19 protein-coding genes are annotated in these 17,159 nt (G+C 69.2%); 8 read left to right on the forward strand and 11 right to left on the reverse strand.

The features are described 5' to 3' along the window. Positions 1–3: 3 nt before the first annotated feature. The gene (locus G7071_RS10925) at positions 4–255 is read right to left on the reverse strand and encodes a WhiB family transcriptional regulator (protein ID WP_010832364.1); all 252 of its coding nucleotides are present in this window, start codon (positions 253–255) and stop codon (positions 4–6) included. Positions 256–454: 199 nt separating this feature from the next. Here G7071_RS10925 and G7071_RS10930 point away from each other — a divergent pair, with 199 nt between their 5' ends. Then, positions 455–847, forward strand: coding sequence for a hypothetical protein (locus G7071_RS10930; protein WP_166318480.1), 393 nt, complete (start codon positions 455–457; stop codon positions 845–847). Here G7071_RS10930 and G7071_RS10935 read toward each other — a convergent pair. The 5 genes from G7071_RS10935 to G7071_RS10955 all read right to left on the reverse strand — a co-directional run bounded on the left by G7071_RS10935 (position 844) and on the right by G7071_RS10955 (position 5,429). Further along, positions 844–1,683, reverse strand: coding sequence for an RNA polymerase sigma factor SigF (locus tag G7071_RS10935; RefSeq protein WP_166318483.1), 840 nt, complete (start codon positions 1,681–1,683; stop codon positions 844–846). The genes G7071_RS10930 and G7071_RS10935 overlap by 4 nt on opposite strands. A 1-nt stretch (position 1,684) precedes the next feature. Further along, positions 1,685–2,137 carry an ATP-binding protein gene (locus tag G7071_RS10940; RefSeq protein WP_166318486.1) on the reverse strand — a complete coding sequence of 151 codons (453 nt, stop codon included), beginning with the start codon at positions 2,135–2,137 and terminating at the stop codon, positions 1,685–1,687. Positions 2,138–2,280: 143 nt separating this feature from the next. Then, entirely contained in the window at positions 2,281–3,315 is a 1,035-nt protein-coding gene (locus tag G7071_RS10945) for a hemolysin family protein (protein ID WP_166318489.1), read from the reverse strand. Continuing rightward, positions 3,312–4,658: a hemolysin family protein gene (locus G7071_RS10950; RefSeq protein WP_166318492.1), complete on the reverse strand. Its 1,347-nt coding sequence runs from the start codon at positions 4,656–4,658 to the stop codon at positions 3,312–3,314. The genes G7071_RS10945 and G7071_RS10950 overlap by 4 nt, the downstream gene beginning before the upstream one ends. A 126-nt stretch (positions 4,659–4,784) precedes the next feature. After that, complete coding sequence (locus G7071_RS10955) at positions 4,785–5,429, reverse strand: DUF2238 domain-containing protein (protein WP_166318495.1); 645 nt, start codon at positions 5,427–5,429, stop codon at positions 4,785–4,787. Positions 5,430–5,667: 238 nt separating this feature from the next. On the opposite strand from G7071_RS10955, the gene G7071_RS10960 reads away from it, so the two are divergent. Beyond that, positions 5,668–6,780 (forward strand): cysteine--tRNA ligase, encoded by a 1,113-nt coding sequence (locus G7071_RS10960; protein ID WP_166318498.1) that lies wholly within the window; start codon positions 5,668–5,670, stop codon positions 6,778–6,780. 137 nt (positions 6,781–6,917) lie between these two features. On the opposite strand, the gene sodN is transcribed toward G7071_RS10960, so the two are convergent. Then, entirely contained in the window at positions 6,918–7,319 is a 402-nt protein-coding gene (sodN, locus tag G7071_RS10965; RefSeq protein WP_166318501.1) for a superoxide dismutase, Ni, read from the reverse strand. A gap of 53 nt (positions 7,320–7,372) precedes the next feature. Between sodN and G7071_RS10970 the strand changes: the two genes are divergently transcribed. Genes G7071_RS10970 through G7071_RS10990 form a run of 5 tightly spaced genes read left to right on the forward strand, consistent with a single transcriptional unit; the run spans position 7,373 to position 11,657 of the window. After that, positions 7,373–7,741 (forward strand): S24 family peptidase, encoded by a 369-nt coding sequence (locus G7071_RS10970; protein ID WP_246209954.1) that lies wholly within the window; start codon positions 7,373–7,375, stop codon positions 7,739–7,741. 19 nt (positions 7,742–7,760) lie between these two features. Then, positions 7,761–8,939, forward strand: coding sequence for an NAD(P)-dependent malic enzyme (locus G7071_RS10975; RefSeq protein WP_166318504.1), 1,179 nt, complete (start codon positions 7,761–7,763; stop codon positions 8,937–8,939). 25 nt (positions 8,940–8,964) lie between these two features. Further along, a complete protein-coding gene (locus G7071_RS10980; protein ID WP_166318507.1) occupies positions 8,965–9,978 on the forward strand; it encodes a serine hydrolase domain-containing protein in 1,014 nt (337 codons plus the stop codon). A 9-nt stretch (positions 9,979–9,987) separates the two neighbouring features. After that, positions 9,988–10,956: a zinc-binding dehydrogenase gene (locus tag G7071_RS10985; RefSeq protein ID WP_166318510.1), complete on the forward strand. Its 969-nt coding sequence runs from the start codon at positions 9,988–9,990 to the stop codon at positions 10,954–10,956. Next, positions 10,953–11,657, forward strand: coding sequence for an SDR family oxidoreductase (locus G7071_RS10990; RefSeq protein WP_166318513.1), 705 nt, complete (start codon positions 10,953–10,955; stop codon positions 11,655–11,657). Before G7071_RS10985 ends, G7071_RS10990 begins: the two co-directional genes overlap by 4 nt. On the opposite strand, the gene G7071_RS10995 is transcribed toward G7071_RS10990, so the two are convergent. Both G7071_RS10995 and G7071_RS11000 read right to left on the reverse strand, forming a co-directional pair. Continuing rightward, positions 11,629–12,147, reverse strand: a complete 519-nt coding sequence (locus G7071_RS10995; RefSeq protein ID WP_166318516.1) for a nitroreductase family deazaflavin-dependent oxidoreductase — start codon at positions 12,145–12,147, stop codon at positions 11,629–11,631. The genes G7071_RS10990 and G7071_RS10995 overlap by 29 nt on opposite strands. A gap of 51 nt (positions 12,148–12,198) precedes the next feature. Further along, positions 12,199–12,810, reverse strand: a complete 612-nt coding sequence (locus G7071_RS11000; protein ID WP_166321053.1) for a TetR family transcriptional regulator — start codon at positions 12,808–12,810, stop codon at positions 12,199–12,201. Positions 12,811–12,888: 78 nt separating this feature from the next. Here G7071_RS11000 and G7071_RS11005 point away from each other — a divergent pair, with 78 nt between their 5' ends. Next, positions 12,889–13,086, forward strand: a complete 198-nt coding sequence (locus G7071_RS11005) for a hypothetical protein (RefSeq protein WP_166318519.1) — start codon at positions 12,889–12,891, stop codon at positions 13,084–13,086. Positions 13,087–13,095: 9 nt separating this feature from the next. Here G7071_RS11005 and G7071_RS11010 read toward each other — a convergent pair whose 3' ends face one another. Then, entirely contained in the window at positions 13,096–13,272 is a 177-nt protein-coding gene (locus tag G7071_RS11010) for a DUF6104 family protein (RefSeq protein ID WP_166318522.1), read from the reverse strand. Positions 13,273–13,281: 9 nt separating this feature from the next. Continuing rightward, positions 13,282–17,109, reverse strand: coding sequence for a multifunctional oxoglutarate decarboxylase/oxoglutarate dehydrogenase thiamine pyrophosphate-binding subunit/dihydrolipoyllysine-residue succinyltransferase subunit (locus tag G7071_RS11015; RefSeq protein WP_166318542.1), 3,828 nt, complete (start codon positions 17,107–17,109; stop codon positions 13,282–13,284). Positions 17,110–17,159: the final 50 nt, after the last annotated feature.

The raw sequence follows: 17,159 nt of genomic DNA on the forward strand, positions 1-17,159 counted from the left end.
GGGTCAGGCGGTGCGGACGCGGGCCCTGGCGTTGCGCCTCTTGAGCGAACGGCGCTCGTCCTCGCTCAGTCCACCCCAGACGCCGTGGTCCTGCCCGGCCTCCAGTGCCCACGCGAGGCACTGTTCGCGCACCTCGCAGCGTCGGCACACCTGCTTGGCCTCCTCTATCTGGAGGATGGCCGGACCGGTGTTGCCGATCGGGAAGAACAGCTCCGGGTCCTCGTCGAGGCAAGCAGAGCGTGAGCGCCAATCCATGGCTGGGGGGTCCTCTTTCAGTTCTACGGGCTGTGTGCGGGCAGTCAGCGGAGCCCGGGCGCTGTGCTCAGAGAGCAGACACGTGAACGCATTCACGAGCGCCTGCCAAGAGTCGCAAGAAGTCGGTCGATAAACAACCCCCCGACAGGGTCACTTCCGTCACAAACGCCCTTCCTGCACCACGCATAGGCTGGGCCTCGTGGACAACGACATCGGCGGCTCCGTCCCGCCTCCGCTGGTGACCGCGGCTTCCCTCAGCGCCGTCGAAGGAGTGCTCCTGCTCGCGCTCGCCGTGCTCGAGCTCGCTGACGTGACGGGTGGCCGGCTGACCATGGGGCTGACGACGGCCGTCTTCTTCGCCGCCTTCGGGGGGCTGCTTCTGGTCAGCGCCTGGCTCATCACCCACGGGCAGACCTGGCCGAGAGGTCCGATCCTGCTCGCCCAGCTCATCGCGCTCGGCCTGGCGTGGAACATGAGGACCGGGGAGACCGTGGTGCTGGCAGCCGGACTGGCGGTGGTGGCACTCATCGTCATCGCTGGCCTGCTGCACCCCACGAGCATCGAGGCGCTCGACCCCGACTCGCGGTCCTAGTCCTGCTCGAGCGAGACCCGCAGCTGCTTGAGGGTCTTGGTGAGCAGGCGCGACACGTGCATCTGGGAGACCCCGATCTCGTCCGCGATCTGCGACTGGGTCATGTTCTTGAAGAAGCGCAGCAGCAGGATGCGCTTCTCGCGGGGATCGAGCACGTCGAGCAGTGGCTTGAGCGATTCGCGGAGCTCGACGTGCTCGAGGTTGTGGTCGTCCACCCCGAGCATGTCGAGCATGCTGGGCGGACCGTCCTCGGAGCCGTCGCTGGCGTCGAGACTCAGCGTGGAGTAGGCGTTGCTCGACTCCATCCCCTCGATGATCTCCTCGACGCTGCAGCCGATCAGCTCTGCCAGCTCGCGGGGAGTGGGGGAGCGGCCGAGCTTCTGGTTGAGGTCAGCCGTGGCCGCGGTGATCTGCATCCTCAGCTCCTGCAGGCGGCGCGGCACCCGGATGGCCCAGCCCTTGTCCCTGAAGTGGCGCTTGATCTCGCCGATGATCGTCGGGGTGGCAAAGGTCGAGAACTCCACCTCGCGGTCGGTCTCGAACCGGTCGATCGCCTTGATCAGGCCGATCGTCCCGACCTGGACCAGGTCTTCGTAGGGCTCGCCCCGGTGGCGGAACCGGCGAGCGCAGTGCTCCACCAGCGGCAGATGGAGGTGCACGAGGTCGTCGCGAGCCGTGCCCTGAGCGACCGCGGAGCCATCCGCGTCGCGCAGGGCGACGAAGAGCGCCGCGCTGCGCCTGCGCGTGACCTCGGTCCTGGTCGGTGCCGCCAGCGCGTCGTCGGTGTCGTCCGTGTCGTCCGTGATCGCGCCGTCCCCCGTGGCGTCCTGAGTCATCTCAGAGCTCTGCACCTGGTGGGTCGGTGTCGCTGGCCCCCACAGCGAGTGGGGATGCGATCGTGAACCGCACCCGGAAGACCCCTTGCTCGGACTCCACGGCGGCGTTGATGGCGAGCGTGTCCAGCACCTGCCAGGCGAAGCTCTCGCGATCCGGGGCCGGTCCGTCCATCGCGGCGGCCTCGACCTCGACCGTCATCCGACCCGCCCCCAGGTAGAACCTGGCCCGCAGGTCGGCTCCGGGGTCGGCCACCGGCAGCACCAGTGCGCTGGCCTCCGCGACGGCGATGCGCAGGTCCTCGATGTCATCGATGGTGAAGTCGAGGCGCGCGGCCAGTCCCGCGGTGGTGGTGCGCAGGACGGACGCGTAGGCCCGGTCGCACGGCAGCCTCAGCTCGACGTCGGCACGGGCGGGCTCGCCGATCACGCTCTCGTCACTGCTAGCGGCACTCATCGCGTGCGTCCCGTCCTCGTGTGCGTCGGAGCCAGATGGCCGTGCACACACTAGCCGGGTCGGACTGCGTCGTCCTTCTCGCGTGCGGCACCGCGATCAACTCGTCGGTCGTGGACGGGGTGCGCGAGTCAGGACGGGGGTGGTCAGGCGCCTGTGGCGTCATGGATCTCGCCGACGAGCACCTCGATGGCGTCCTCCAGGAACAGCAGTCCCCGGGTGGCTCCTGCCTCGTCCACCGACTTCGCCACGTGCGAGCCGTGCTGACGCATGCGGGCGAGACTGTCCTCGAGCTCCAGCGTGCGCGGAATGGCGATGAGGCGGCGGATCCGCTTGGCGGGCAGTGGGCGCAGGAAGTCGTCACCGGTCAGCTCCATCACGTCCTTCATGTGGACGTAGCCGACCGGCTCACCCTCCTCGTCGGCGATCACGTGTCGGGAGAAGCCGTGTTCGACGACCGCGCGCTGGACGTCGGCAGGGGTCGCCCCCGCCGCCAGGAGCACGACCTCGCCCAGGGCGACCTCGATGTCCTGGGCGACCCGGTCGGTGAACTCGAAGGCCCCGGTCAGCGGGCCGGAGTCACCCAGGGTGCCCTCACGGCGGGACTGCTCCACGATGCCGGCGACCTGTTCAAGGGTGTAGGTGCTGGTGGCTTCTTCCTTCGGCTGCACCCCGAAGACCCGCAGGACGGCGTTGGCCATCCCGTTGAGGACCCAGATCACCGGCTTGAAGGCGCGCGAGACGAGGACAAGGGGCGGCGCGAGGAGCAGTGCGGCCCGGTCGGGCACCGAGAAAGCCATGTTCTTGGGGACCATCTCGCCGAACACGACGTGCAGGTAGGTCACCAGCAGCAGCGCCACCACGAAGGCCAGGACACTGATCATGTCGGCGCTCAGCGGGGTGAGTCCGAGCGGATATTCCAACAGGTGATGGATGGCCGGCTCGGAGACATTGAGGATCAGCAGGGAACAGATCGTGATGCCGAGCTGGCTCGTGGCCAGCATCAGGGTGGCGTGCTCCATCGCCCAGAGCGTCGTCCTGGCGGCCCGGCTGCCCTGCGCGGCCCGAGGCTCGATCTGGGACCGGCGTGCCGAGATCACGGCAAACTCTGCGCCCACGAAGAACGCGTTTGCGGCGAGCAGGACGACCAGCCACACCAGCCCGGGAAGATACTCGCTCATGCGTTGCTCCTCCTCGCCGCCGGAGTGCTCGAGTCAGGATGCGTGCTGGCGGGGTCCTCAGGGATGAACTGCACACGGCTCACGCTGTGACCCTCGGTGCGCTCGACGCGCAACCGTCCGCCCGGCACGGACAGCTCGTCACCGACCTCGGGGATACGACCCAGCTGGGTGGACAGGTAGCCGGCGACCGTGTCCCAGTCATCGTCCTCCGGCACGTCGACGCCGGTGCGGTCACGGGCCTCGTCGGGCCGCCAGGTGGCGTCGAACGAGATCGACCTGCCTCGCCGGGTGAGGGCCGAGTGGTATCTGTCGTGCTCGTCCTCGAGCTCGCCGATGATCTCCTCGACGAGGTCCTCGAGGGTCACGATGCCGGCCGTGCCCCCGTATTCGTCGGTGACCACGGCGATCTGCAGACCAACACCACGCAGCTGGTCGAGGAGCGCGGACGCGCCGATGGTCTCGGGCACGCGCATGGGATCGATCATCAGGTCGGCCGCAGTCGTCTTCGTGCGCTCGCTCAGGGGGACGGCGAAGGCCTGCTTGACGTGGACGAGACCCACGATGTCATCGGGACCGTCGTCGACGACGGGGAGCCGCGAGTGACCGCTGGCTGCGGCAGCGGCGATGACGGCGTCAGCGGTGTCGTGCTGCTGCACCGACGTCATCCGGATGCGGGGAGTCATGACCTCCGAGGCGTCACGCTGCGTGAAGCGAAGAGTGCGGTCGAGCAGTGTCGCGTCGTCCTGCTCCAGGAGGCCGGCCAGTGCGGAGTGACGGATCAAGTAGGTCAGCTCGTCCGCGCTCCGGGCTGCGGTGATCTCTTCCTTGGGCTCGACACCCATGGCACGGATCAGTGAGTTGGCGGTGTTGTTGAGCAGGAGCACCACCGGCTTGAAGACGGCCGTGAACATCGCCTGGAACGGGATGACGAGCTTGGCGGTCGCCAGCGGGACGGCGAGGGCAAAGTTCTTGGGGACCAGCTCGCCGATCACCATCGAGAACAACGTGGCGAGGAGGATGCCCACGACCGACCCGATGGCGGTGGCGGCACCCCCGGAGATCCCGGCACCGGCCAGTGGCTCCGCGAGCATCGAGCTCACGGCCGGCTCGAAGGTGTAACCCGTCAGCAGGGTCGTCAGCGTGATCCCGAGCTGGGCACTGGACAAGTGGGTGGACGTGATCCGCAGCGCCTTGATCGTGGGACCCAGGCGCTTCTCCCCGCCCGCTTCGCGGGTCTCCAGGTCGTGTCGGTCCAGATTGACCAGCGCGAACTCGGAAGCGACGAAGAGCCCGGTCCCGACGGTGAGGACCAGGCCGATGCCCAGCATGACGAACTCGTTCATCGGATCCACCTCCTGACTGTCCTGGGATCGAGGACGTGTGTGTCAGGAGGGATCGGACTTCGGGGGAGGTCATCCATGGTGCCCCCAACCCTAGCCACGGCCCCAGAAGCGACCCCACGGGTGACGTCAGGCCCGGACACGCTCGCGAGGCAGGGTCACGGTGGAATCACAGAGCCGGTCGCGCTGCCAGAGGCGGTACACGATGACGGCGCCGACCACGGCGCCGAGGGTGCCGAGGGCAAGGTCGCCCAGGGTGTCTCCGTAGGCGAAGGCCCGCGCCGACGTCCGGCTGATGAAAGCGAAGTATTCGGCCAGCTCCCAGGCGATGGCCGACGTGGCGCCGAAGGCCAGGGCCCGCTCCACGGTTCGCAGCAGCCCGCTGCTGCGAGGCAGGGTGAGGAGGATGAAGGCGACGGCGAGCAGGCCGGTGTTCATGAAGTGCATCCAGTCGTCGAACCAGACCACGTGGTCGTAGAGGTCCAACCGGTTGCCCAGGATGTCGGTGAAGCACGTGATGGTGATCAGCAGGTCCGCCAGCCAGGGAAACGACATCCGCTCTCGCCACATCGTCCACCACAGGAGCGGCAGCGTGAACGACACCAGCGGATAGCCGACTGCGCGCATCCCGGCCGCCTTGTCGCGCAGGTTTCCCTGGTCGGGATAGAGCAGCGCCAGGAGCAGAAGCACCACGAGCGAGGCCTTGGCCGCCACGTTCGCCGTCTTGGCGAGGGGAGGGGTGACCGGATGGGTGACGGCAATGACTTCACTCATTCGCTCCTCCACACCTCTCGAGGACCCTGGCGCCCCGGCGGTCGGTCAAGCGCATCGAGGCGTCAGTGTGCCATGTCGGCGCGATTCGTTCGGCCTTACCGGGCGACTGGCGCGAAGGCCTCTGGGCCCCCTCGTAGGGCAGACTTGGACCGTGGACCCCGCAACGACTCGATCTGCCACCTATCTGCCCGGCGTCGTTGGAGCGGCCGGCCGCTTTCCAGTCGAAGTCCCGTTGGCGATGCCTCTCGTTCTCGCCGGGCGTCGGGTCCTCACTCCAGGTCCGCTTCGTATCTACACCTGCGGGATAACGCCGTACGACGTCACGCACGTGGGCCACGCCTCCACGTTCGTGTGGGCGGACCTGATCGCCTCGCTCGCTCACGCGACCGGCGTGGACGCGATCGTGTGCCGCAACGTGACGGACGTCGACGATGTCCTGACGGCCGCAGCCCGACGACGGGGCGAGCCCTACGACGACTTCGCGCTGACCCAGGAGTTCCTGTTCGACCGCGACATGCGCGCCCTCGGCGTCGCGAGGCCGGACATGGGCCCGCATGCCAGGGGGCACATCAGGGACGTCCAGCGGCTGGCCGCGGCCCTGCTCGCGTCCGGTGCCGCCTACGAGCGCAGCGGGTTCGTCTACTTCCGCGGAGAGGGGCTGCCCGCGCGCGCAGGCCTCTCGGACGAGGCTGCACTCGAGGCGTCGCGTCAGTTCGGTGACCAGACCGATGCGCCTGATCGCGACTCACCCTTCGACGTCGCCATCTGGAGGCCCTCCCCGGACGGGCACCCGGCGTGGCCAAGTCCCTGGGGATGGGGCCGGCCGGGATGGCACGCAGAGTGCGCCGCGATGGCGATGGCCTGTGTGGGCAACTCGGTGGACGTGCTGCTCGGCGGCGTGGACCTGGCCTTCCCCCATCACGAATACCAGTCGGCGATCGCCGAGACCGCCTCCGGGGTGGTCCCGTTCGCCCGGACCGCCGTCCACATCGGGGAGGTCCGTCTCGACGGGGTGAAGATGGCCAAGTCGACACAGAACCTCGTGCTGGTCAGCGATCTGCTTGAGCGCCACCCCGGCGCCGCCGTGCGGCTGGCCCTGTTGAACCGCCCTTGGGACCAACCCTGGGAGTGCGCCGACAACGAGTTCGCGGGTGCGGCGGCGGTCCTGGACCGGCTCCACGCGGCTGCGGGGTCGACGGCCGACACGACCGCAGCGATCGAGGAGGTCCTGGGCCTGCTCGTGAACGAGCTCGACGTCCCCGGTGCACTGGCCCTGGCGCTCGACGAGGGCGGTCAGGCGGCCCGCTTCTTGATCCAGACCCTCAAGCTGCGCGATGTTGCTGTGTCCTGAGCGTCGATGAACACCCCGGCGCACCGGACGCCGCGCTCGGTCCCGCCGCCCTTGCGGGCTGTGCGGACCGAGGCGGCGTCCAGTGATCGCGCTGGCAGGCAGCAGCCCGGGGAGGTCGTCAGGCTTCGCCGCTCTGGTTAGGCCTTCTTGGTCTCCCAGAAGATCTCGGCGATCTCGTCGATCTTCGCCAGCAGCTCGTCGGCCTTGGCGGCGTCGAACTCACCCTTCGTGCCGGCGGCGCCGGCCAGCTTGGTGGCCTCGTTGACCAGGGTGTGGAGCTGCGGGTACTTCTCGAAGTGCGGGCGCTTGAAGTAGTCGGTCCACAGCACCCACAGGTGGTGCTTGACCAGCTCGGAGCGCTGCTCCTTGATCACGATGGCACGGGTGCGGAAGTCGGCGTCGTCGTTGTCGGCGACCTTGGCGATGAGCGCCTTGATCGACTCGGCCTCGATGCGCGCCTGAGCGGGGTCATAGACACCGCAGGGGAGGTCGCAGTGCGCCGATACGTCGATGGTGGGAGCAATGAGCTGCAAGAACATCGCAGTCCTCTCGGGTAGGTGATGTCTCGTGGATCACTGCGACACTACTCCGCGTGAAGAGGGGCATGGAGCGGGGTCCCGCGCACGCGACCGGCCGTTTCGGGGTGGCCGTCGTGCGCGGGCAGTCGATGGAGCCCACCTTGTCCGACGGGGATCGCCTGCTGGGCTCCTACCGGGCGCGGCCGGCACCCGGATCGCTGGTGGTCGCCCGGTTCGTCGACGGCACGGTCGCAGTCAAGCGGGCCACCGAGCAGCGCCTGCTGCGCTCAGGAGCGCCCGGCTGGTGGCTGCTGAGCGACAACCCGAGCGAGGGCGTCGACTCCAGACACCGTGGGCCGGTGGACAGCGACGCGGTCCTCGGCGTCGTGCTCCTGCGAATGTGGCCTTCCCCACGCCCGGGACGAATGCTGGCCGGGCGCTGAGCTGTGGAAGGATCGAGTCATGGAACCGGAGCTGCACCCGCACGCCGGTGACCCCGTCTTCGACCTGCACGTCGGCGGAAAGATGGAGACGGTCTCGACGGTCGCACTGACCGGCCGGGACGAGTTGTCACTGGCATACACGCCCGGCGTCGCCCGCGTCTGCGAGGCGATCGCGGCCGACCCGAGCATGACCCAGCACTACACCTGGGTGCCCAACACCGTCGCCGTCGTCACCGACGGGACCGCCGTGCTGGGGCTCGGCGACATCGGCCCCGCAGCCGCCATGCCAGTGATGGAGGGCAAGGCCGTGCTGTTCAAGCAGTTCGGTGGCGTGGACGCGGTGCCGATCTGCCTGGCCACCACCGACGTCGAGGAGATCATCGAGACCGTCCAGCGGCTCGCTCCCAGCTTCGGCGGCATCAACCTCGAGGACATCTCCGCGCCCCGGTGCTTCGAGATCGAGGAGCGTCTCAAGGCGAGCCTCGACATCCCCGTCTTCCACGACGACCAGCACGGCACTGCGGTGGTCGCGCTGGCTGCCCTGACCAATGCGCTGCGCCTCACGGGCCGCACCGCCGACGGCACCCGCGTGGTCATCTCCGGCGCAGGCGCTGCCGGCGTCGCCGTGGCGAAGATCCTCCTCGGTGCGGGTGTCCGCGACCTCGCCGTCATCGACCGCCAGGGCGTCGTCAACTCCGAGCGGTCCGACCTCACCCCCGTCAAGGCTGCGTTGGCCGCGGCGACGGCCGACAACTTCGGTCGCCGCGGGACGCTGGCAGATGCCATGGCCGGCGCCGATGTCTACATCGGCGTGTCCGGTGGCACGGTGCCTGAGGAGATCGTGGCCACGATGGCCCCGGACGCGATCATCTTCGGCCTGGCCAACCCCACGCCCGAGGTCCACCCCGACGTCGCACACAAATATGCTCGCGTGGTCGCGACCGGACGCTCCGACTTCCCCAACCAGATCAACAACGTCCTGGCGTTCCCGGGCATCTTCCGCGGTGCCTTCGACGTGCACGCGACGGCGATCACCGAGAACATGAAGCTGGCCGCAGCCACAGCGCTGGCCGACCTCGTCGGCGACGACCTGTCCGAGGACCTGATCATCCCCTCGCCGTTCGATCCGCGCGTGCCCGGCGCCGTCAGCTCCGCGGTGGCAGCGGCGGCCCGCGCCGACGGGGTCGCGCGCCGCTGACCGGCCGTTTCCTACGCTTGGCCCCATGGGGGAGTGGGAATCGAATGTCCAGGCCGAGGTCGAACGCGGCGTACGGCGACGCGCCGGTCTGGTCGTCGGGGTGCGCCGCGGCACAGAGAGCCTCGTCCGGGGTCGCTCGGTCGACGGTGGGGCGCTCGACGGTCGGAGCCTCTTCGAGATCGGCTCGATCACCAAGACCTTCAACGCGATCCTGCTCGCCGACGGCGTCGTGCGTGGTGACTGGTCCCTGACGACCCCGGTGCGCGAGCTGCTGCCGGCCGGGACAACGGTGCCCACGCTCAGCGGCGTCGAGATCACCCTGGAGCACCTCGCGACCCACACGTCCGGTCTCCCCAACGCTCCGTTGCCGATCGTGGGCGGTTCCATCGCCATGATGCGCGGCCGCGACCCCTACGCCGCCCTGACCTCCGAAGCCCTCCTGACGGCCCTCGGCGCCGCAAGGCTCAAGCGCACGCCGGGCACCGGCAAGATGCACTACTCCAACCTGGGGGCTGGCGTGCTCGGGGCTGCGATGGCGCACGCCGCGGGCCGGTCGTGGGAGGACCTCGTCGCCGTACGCATCTGTGAACCCCTCGGCCTCGTCGACACCACCGTCGACGCGCGTCTCGACGCCGTCCAGCGCTCGCGGCTGGTGCCCGGCGTCCGCGCGCGCGGCAGGGCGGCGCCGGCCTGGCCGCTGGCGGGAATGCCCGGCGCCGGCGCCCTCCGGTCGACCGCCGACGACCTCCTGCGCTTCCTCGCCGCCCAGCTGCGTCCGGACGACACCCCGCTCGGTGAGACGATCCGCCTCACCCAGGTCCGTCGCGCTGATGGTGCGCCCGCCGTCGGCCTGGGCTGGATGCGCGTCGACAAGCCGCACCTGCTCTGGTGGCACAACGGTGGGACGGGCGGCTACAGGTCATTCGCCGGGTTCCGGCCCGAGCGCGGTGATGCGGTCGTCGTGCTGAGCAACCAGGCGCGCAGCGTCGACCTCGTCGGTCTCCGGGTGCTTCGCGCGCTCGACGGGGGTGCTCGCTAGGGTCGGCACATGTTCGCCGTGTATGCCGACGCCTTCTCCTCCGACGACCCGCTCTCCGGCCTGGTGGTGGGCGAGCGACCCGACCCGGTCGCGCCTGATGGCTGGACCACGGTCACGGTCAAGGCTGCGAGCCTCAACCACCACGACCTGTGGTCGCTGCGCGGGGTCGGTCTCAAGCAGGAGTCACTCCCGATGATCCTGGGTTGCGACGCAGCGGGTCTCGACGAGGAGGGCAACGAGGTCGTCGTCCACGCCGTGATCAGCGACCCCGCCTGGTCGGGTGACGAGACCCTCGACCCCAAGCGGTCGCTCCTCTCGGAGCGCCACCAGGGCACCTTCGCCGACAAGGTCGTGGTGCCCCGGAGCAACGTGATCGCGAAGCCTGCGTCGATGAGCTTCGAGGAGGCAGCCTGCCTGCCGACGGCATGGCTCACCGCCTACCGGATGCTGTTCACCCAGGGCGGGCTCAAGGCCGGCGACACGGTCCTGGTGCAGGGCGCCGGTGGCGGCGTCGCGACCGCCCTGATCACCCTCGCCCGCGCCGGTGGCCTCAAGGTGTTCGCCACCAGCCGCGACGAGTCCAAGCGCCACCGGGCGCTGGAGATCGGCGCGCACGAGGTGTTCGAGTCGGGCGCACGACTTCCGGTCAAGGTGGATGCCGTGATGGAGACGGTGGGCCGGGCGACCTGGTCGCACTCGATCCGGGCCCTGCGCCCCGGCGGCAAGATCGTCATCAGCGGCGCGACCAGTGGCCCCGACCTCCAGGACGCCGAGCTGACCCGCATCTTCTTCCTCCAGCTGCAGGTCATCGGGTCCACCATGGGCACGCGTTCCGAGCTCGCCTCGCTGGTCACCCTGCTCGACGCATCCGGCCTGCGTCCCCTGATCGACCGGGTCGTGCCGATGGAGCAGGCACACGACGCCTTCGCTGCCATGGCCGCAGGTGACGTCTTCGGCAAGCTCGTCCTGACCCGATGAGCACCGTCCGGACGCACGTCCTGACGGGGGCCACCTCGGGGATCGGTGCGGCCCTGGCGCGAGCCCTGGCCGAGCGGGGCGACGCGTTGGTGCTCCTCGCCCGCGACGAGGAGAAGGCGGCGACGCTGTGTGTCGAGCTTCCGCAGGCGCAGGTCCTCGTCGCCGACCTCGCGGAGCCCGGGACCCTCAACGGCCTGGGCCGCCAGGTCGACGGACCCGTGCACTCGCTCGTGCACGCGGCAGGCGTTGTCGAGCTCGCGCCCGTCTCGAGGCTGAGGCTCGTCGACCTCGAGGAGCAGCTCGCGGTCAACCTGACCGCACCGGCCGTCCTGACGCGTGAGCTGCTGCCCCACCTGCGGCAGGGCGGAGGCAGCGTCGTCTTCGTCAACTCCACCTCCGGTCTCTCGGCGAGCGCCGACTGGTCGGCCTATGCCGCCTCCAAGGCCGGGCTGCGAGCCTTCGCGGACGCTCTCCGGGCGGAGGAGGCCGAGCACGGCGTCCGGGTCACGTCGCTCTTCCCGAGCCGCACGGCGACCCCGATGCAGGAGAAGGTCCACGAGCAGGAGGGCCGCCACTACGACGCTTCTGAGTGGATCAGTCCCCAGACAGTGGCCGGCACGATCCTGCACGTGCTCGACCTGCCCGCCGACGCCACGCTCCCCGACGTGACGGTCAGGCCCTTTCGAGCACGAACACCCTGATCCGCCGCTGGGCGCCGACCCGCTCGCGGTAGTTGCGGTAGCCGGCATAGAAGCCGGTCGCGATCTCGAAGATCTCAGCCGCCTCCGAGGGGGTCGCCGGTCGCGCCACCGCGTCCACCCGCGCGCCGCGGTAGGTGACGACTGCTCGCGGGTCGGCCTCGAGGTTGAGGACCCACGCGGGGGTGCCGGCCTGTCCGAAGTTGGTGCCGAGCAGCGCCAGGGTGTCGCCGTACGGCGTCGCGATGAGGTGGCTGCTTCGAGGTTGCCCGGACTTGCGGCCGGTCGTCGTCACCTGGAGCACCGCAAGCCCGGTGAGCAGCCCGGGCGCGCTGTGCCGCCCGCGCGAGAGCCGGGCGATGGCCGTGTCGAGGTGCCGCAGGGTGCGTGAGAAGAGCCAGCCACCCGCCTTGGTGCCGCCCAGCCATCTCACCCCGCGTCGCAGCGGATTGGCCCGGCCGTGCTGATAGCCGAGGTCGGCAGCGAGTCCCATGGGCAGACTCTGGCACACGGCGTCGTGAGCGAGTCGCGGACTCTTCGGGACTCAGTCGCGCGAACGCCAGTTGAGTGCCCCGACGAGGAGCATCAGGATCTGTGTGCGGGTCCTGGCCAGGATCTGCACCTCGGCTGCGGGATCCTCGGTCAGGCGCTCGACCGTGGTCACCACGAACGACACGATCAGGTCGGCGACGAGCTCGAGGTCCTTGGCCGAGAGTGCCTCGCTGCCCTGCAGCCCACTGACGTCCGCAGCGAGCTCCTGGCTGATCAGCTCGATCTCGTGGCGGACCGCTGCCCGCACCCGCGGCGGTCCTGCCGAGCGCTCGCGGACGATGAACGCATAGCTCGCTGCGTGCCTGCGCACGTCGACCGCGACCACGGACAGCGAGCCGTCGACGAGGTCGGTGAGCTGGGGTGCCTGTCGCCATACGTCGCGGAGCAGCGCCCGGAGCGGGATGAAGCTCTCGTCGACCAGCGCCACGCCGAGTGACTCGATGGAGTCGAAGTGACGATAGAACGCGGTCGGGACGATGCCGACCTCCTTGGCGACCTGGCGCAGCGAGATCGCGACCAGGCTCGAGTCGACGGTCAGCCGCAGGGCGGCTTCGAGGATGGCCGTCCGGGTCTGCTCCTTGCGCTCGGCGCGCGACGGCGCCATCTCGCTCACGCCGTCGATCGTATCCAGCCCGGTTCGGGCCGGTTGCCGAGGGACCTGCGGCCACGTGAGACTGAGGGCATGACGCGGTTGAGCAAGCTCGAGATCGGCAAGGACGCAGTCCAGGACACCGTGGTCGCCACCGCCACCACCGTCGGGCAGGTGTCCACCATCCTCACCCACGCCGTGCGGGACATCGCCGGAGTCGTCGGTGGCCTGGCCACCGAGCTCTTCGAGATCGGTGACTCGGTCCGTCGCGCCAGCGAGGACGACGCCTGAGCTCCCGGCTCAGTCCTCCGGGTCGTCGAGGCGCGCCAGCCAGGTGGCGAAGCGCTCGACCGGTGTCTCGAACTCGGGATAGGTGTCGACGAAGGCCTGGAGCTGCTCGGCGAGCCAGGCCAAGGTGACCTCCTCGTCACCTCGCCGCCTCTCGAGCTCCTCCAGGCCCCGATCGGTGAAATACATCGCCGTGGCTCAGTAGTCTCGCCCGGTCGCGGACGCGGGTGGGCTGAAGGCGAGGTCGAGGAGCGACTTCTGCTCCTCGGTGTGTCGCTTGATGGTGCCGACCGACGGGGACGCCGAGGCGGTGCGGGTGACGGGCTCGACCGTGATGTCGAGGTCGGGCCACACGTTGAGCTGGTAGTGCGGCCACGGGCCCATGTTGCGGGGCTCGTCCTGCACCCAGCGGATCGCCTTGAGGTTGGGGTACTTCGCGATCTCCGCCTTGATGTCCGCCACCGGTCGTGGATAGAGGCACTCGATCCGCCCGATGGCGAAGCTGTCGCCGTCCTCGCGCTTGGAGCGCTCCACCATCAGGTCCCAGGTGACGCGACCCGAGCAGAGCAGGAGGGTCTCGACCTTCGACGCGTCGGTCAACTCGTCGCCGATGAACGAGCGGAAGGTGGTGTCGCCGACGAAGTCGTCCGGCTGGGAGGCGGCCTCCTTGCGCTTGAGCATCGACTTGGGGGTGAAGACCACCAACGGACGGTGCTCCTCACCGAGCGAGTGCCGGCGCAGCAGGTGGAAGTAGGAGGCCGGGGTCGACGGCTGGGCGACCACCATCGCGTCCTCGGCGGCCATCGTGAGGAACCGCTCGATGCGGGCCGAGCTGTGGTCGGGGCCCTGGCCCTCGTAGCCGTGCGGAAGCAGGAGCACCACACCGGACTGCTGGCGCCACTTGGTCTCACCGGCGGAGATGAACTCGTCGATGATCGTCTGGGCGCCGTTGACGAAGTCGCCGAACTGCGCCTCCCACAGCACCAGGGCCTCCGGCCGGGCCACGGAGTAGCCGTATTCGAAGCCCAGCGCCGCATATTCGGACAGCAGCGAGTCATAGATGTGGAACTTCGCCTGGTCCTCGGTGAGGTTGGTCAGCGGGGTCCACTCGTCGGCGTTGGTGCGGTCGATGATGGTGGCGAACCGCTGCACGAAGGTGCCACGCCGCGAGTCCTGACCGGCGAGCCGGACGGGACGACCGTCCATCAGCAGGGAGCCGAACGCCAGGATCTCGCCCGTGCCCCAGTCGATCGGTCCGCTGGTGATGGCGTTGGCCCGGCGCTGCAGCTGCGGCATCACCTTCGGGTGCACGGTGAAACCGTCGGGTGGGGTGACGTAGGCGTCCGCGATCCGCTTGAGCACCTCGGGGACGACAGCGGTGCTGAACTCACCCGCCGGCTTGTCGGGGTAGTCAGGGACGGTGGTCCACTCCGAGACCGTGTCGTTGCTGGCCTCGCGGACCTCGGTGAAGACCCGCTCCAGCTGCTGCTGGTAGTCCTTGAGGACCTGCTCGGCCTCCTCGACGGTGATGTCGCCACGGCCGATCAGGGACTCGGTGTAGAGCTTGCGCACCGAGCGCTTCTGCTCGATCAGGTCATACATCAACGGCTGGGTGTAGGAGGGGTCGTCGCCCTCGTTGTGCCCGCGGCGTCGGTAGCAGACCAGGTCGATGACCACGTCCTTGTTGAATGCCTGGCGGTATTCGAAGGCGAGGCGCGCCACCCGGATGCAGGCTTCGGGGTCGTCGCCGTTGACGTGGAAGATCGGAGCCTGGACCATCCGGGCCACGTCGGTGCAGTAGAGCGAGGACCGCGAGGAGCCGGGGGAGGTGGTGAAGCCGACCTGGTTGTTGACCACGACGTGGATCGTGCCGCCGGTGCGATAGCCGCGCAGCTGCGAGAGGTTGAGCGTCTCGGCCACGACGCCCTGGCCGGCGAAGGCAGCGTCACCGTGGACGAGCAGCGGGAGGACGGGGTATTCGGCGCCCCGGTTGAGCACGTCCTGCTTGGCGCGCGCGATGCCCTCCAGGACCGGGTCGACCGCCTCGAGGTGCGAGGGGTTGGCAGCGACGGAGACCTTGATCTTGTCGCCGGAGCCGGCGACGAACTCGCCCTCGGCGCCGAGGTGGTACTTCACGTCGCCCGAGCCCTGCACGGTGCGCGGGTCGATGTTGCCCTCGAACTCGCGGAAGATCTGGCTGTACTTCTTGCCGACGATGTTGGCCAGGACGTTGAGCCGGCCGCGGTGGGCCATCCCGATCGTGACCTCGTCGAGGCCGATCTCGGCTGCCGCCTCACAGATCTCGTCGATCAGCGGGATCGTGGTCTCGCCGCCCTCGAGGGAGAAGCGCTTCTGGCCGACGAACTTGGTCTGCAGGAACGTCTCGAACGCCTCGGCCTGGTTGAGCTTGAGCAGGATGCGCAGCTGCTCCTCGCGCGGGGGCTTGGTGTGCGGCTGCTCCACGCGCTGCTGGATCCACTTGCGCTGGTCGGGATCCATGATGTGCATGTATTCGATGCCGGTGGTGCGGCAGTAGGAGTCGCGGAGGATCCCCAGGATGTTGCGCAGCTTCATGAACCGGCGGCCCTCGCCACCGAAGGAGCCGGTCGCGAACTCGCGGTCGAGGTCCCACAACGTCAGGCCGTGGGACTCGACCTCCAGGTCGGGGTGGCTGCGCTGGCGGTATTCGAGCGGGTCGGTGTCGGCCATCATGTGACCGCGCACCCGGTAGGCGTGGATGAGCTCGAGGATGCGCGCCTGCTTGACGATGTCGTCGTCGTGGGAGGCCACGACGTCCTTGGCCCAGCGGATGGGCTCGTAGGGGATGCGCAGCGACCGGAAGATGTCGTCGTAGAAGTCGTCGGCGCCGAGCAGCAGGGCATGCACGCGCTTGAGGTATTCACCCGACTGCGCACCCTGGATGACCCGGTGGTCGTACGTCGAGGTGATGGTCATGACCTTGCTGATGCCGTTGCGGTTGAGTGCCTCCTCCGAGGCGCCCTGCCACTCGGCGGGGTATTCCATGGCTCCGACGCCGATGATGGCGGCCTGACCGGGCATCAGCCGCGGGACCGAGTGGCTGGTGCCGAGGCCGCCCACGTTGGTGAGGCTGATGGTGGTGCCGGAGTAGTCATCCATCGTCAGCTTGTTGTCGCGGGCCCGGCGGATGACCTCTTCGTAGGCCGTCCAGAACCCGGCGAAGTCCATCGACTCGCAGCCCTTGATCGAGGGCACGACGAGCTGGCGGGTGCCGTCCTTCTTCTGCTGGTCCACGGCGAGGCCGAGGTTGATGTGCGCCGGCGCCACCATGGTGGGCTTGCCGTCCTTCTCGGCGAAGGAGTTGTTCATCTCCGGCATCGCCTTGAGTGCCTGGACGAGCGCATAGCCGATCAGGTGGGTGAAGGAGACCTTGCCGCCGCGCGCACGAGCGAGGTGGTTGTTGATGACGGTGCGGTTGTCCCAGAGCAGCTTGACCGGCAGCGAGCGGACCGAGGTCGCGGTGGGGACGCTGAGGGACAGGTCCATGTTCTTGGCGGTCGCAGCCGGGATGCCGCGCAGCACGGTGTAGGTCGGCTCGTCGCCGGCCTCGGCGGGAGCAGCCGGCTTCGGGTCCTTGGCCACCGGGCTGCTGGTGCCCTGGGCCGGCTCCGCGGCCGCGGCGGCGGGCTGAGGCTTGGCCTGGGCGGCCGGTGCCTTGGTGGTGTCCGCGTTGGGGGACGAACCGTTGTCACTGGTCGCCGGTGCCTTGGTAGGCTCCGCGGCCGATGACTTCGCGGGCGCCTGGGCCGGGGCCTTCGCGGGCCCCTTGGCCGGGGCCTTGGCGGAATCCGTGACGGAATCCTTGGCCGGTTCGGTCGACGAGGACTTCTCCGAGCCCTTGAAGTAGGCGGCCCACTCGGCACCCACGCTGCCGGGATCCGCGGCGAACCTCTCGCGCATCTCGTCCACGAGCCAGGCGTTGGCTCCCAGGTCGGAGGACGGGGCAACCCCTGAGTTGCCGGACTGATCGGTGGGGGACTGCGGCACGGCTTGCTTCGCCTCTTCCGGATGGGGCACGGGGGATGGATGTGCGATCA

The organism is Nocardioides piscis, assembly GCF_011300215.1.
Lineage (GTDB): Bacteria > Actinomycetota > Actinomycetes > Propionibacteriales > Nocardioidaceae > Nocardioides > Nocardioides piscis.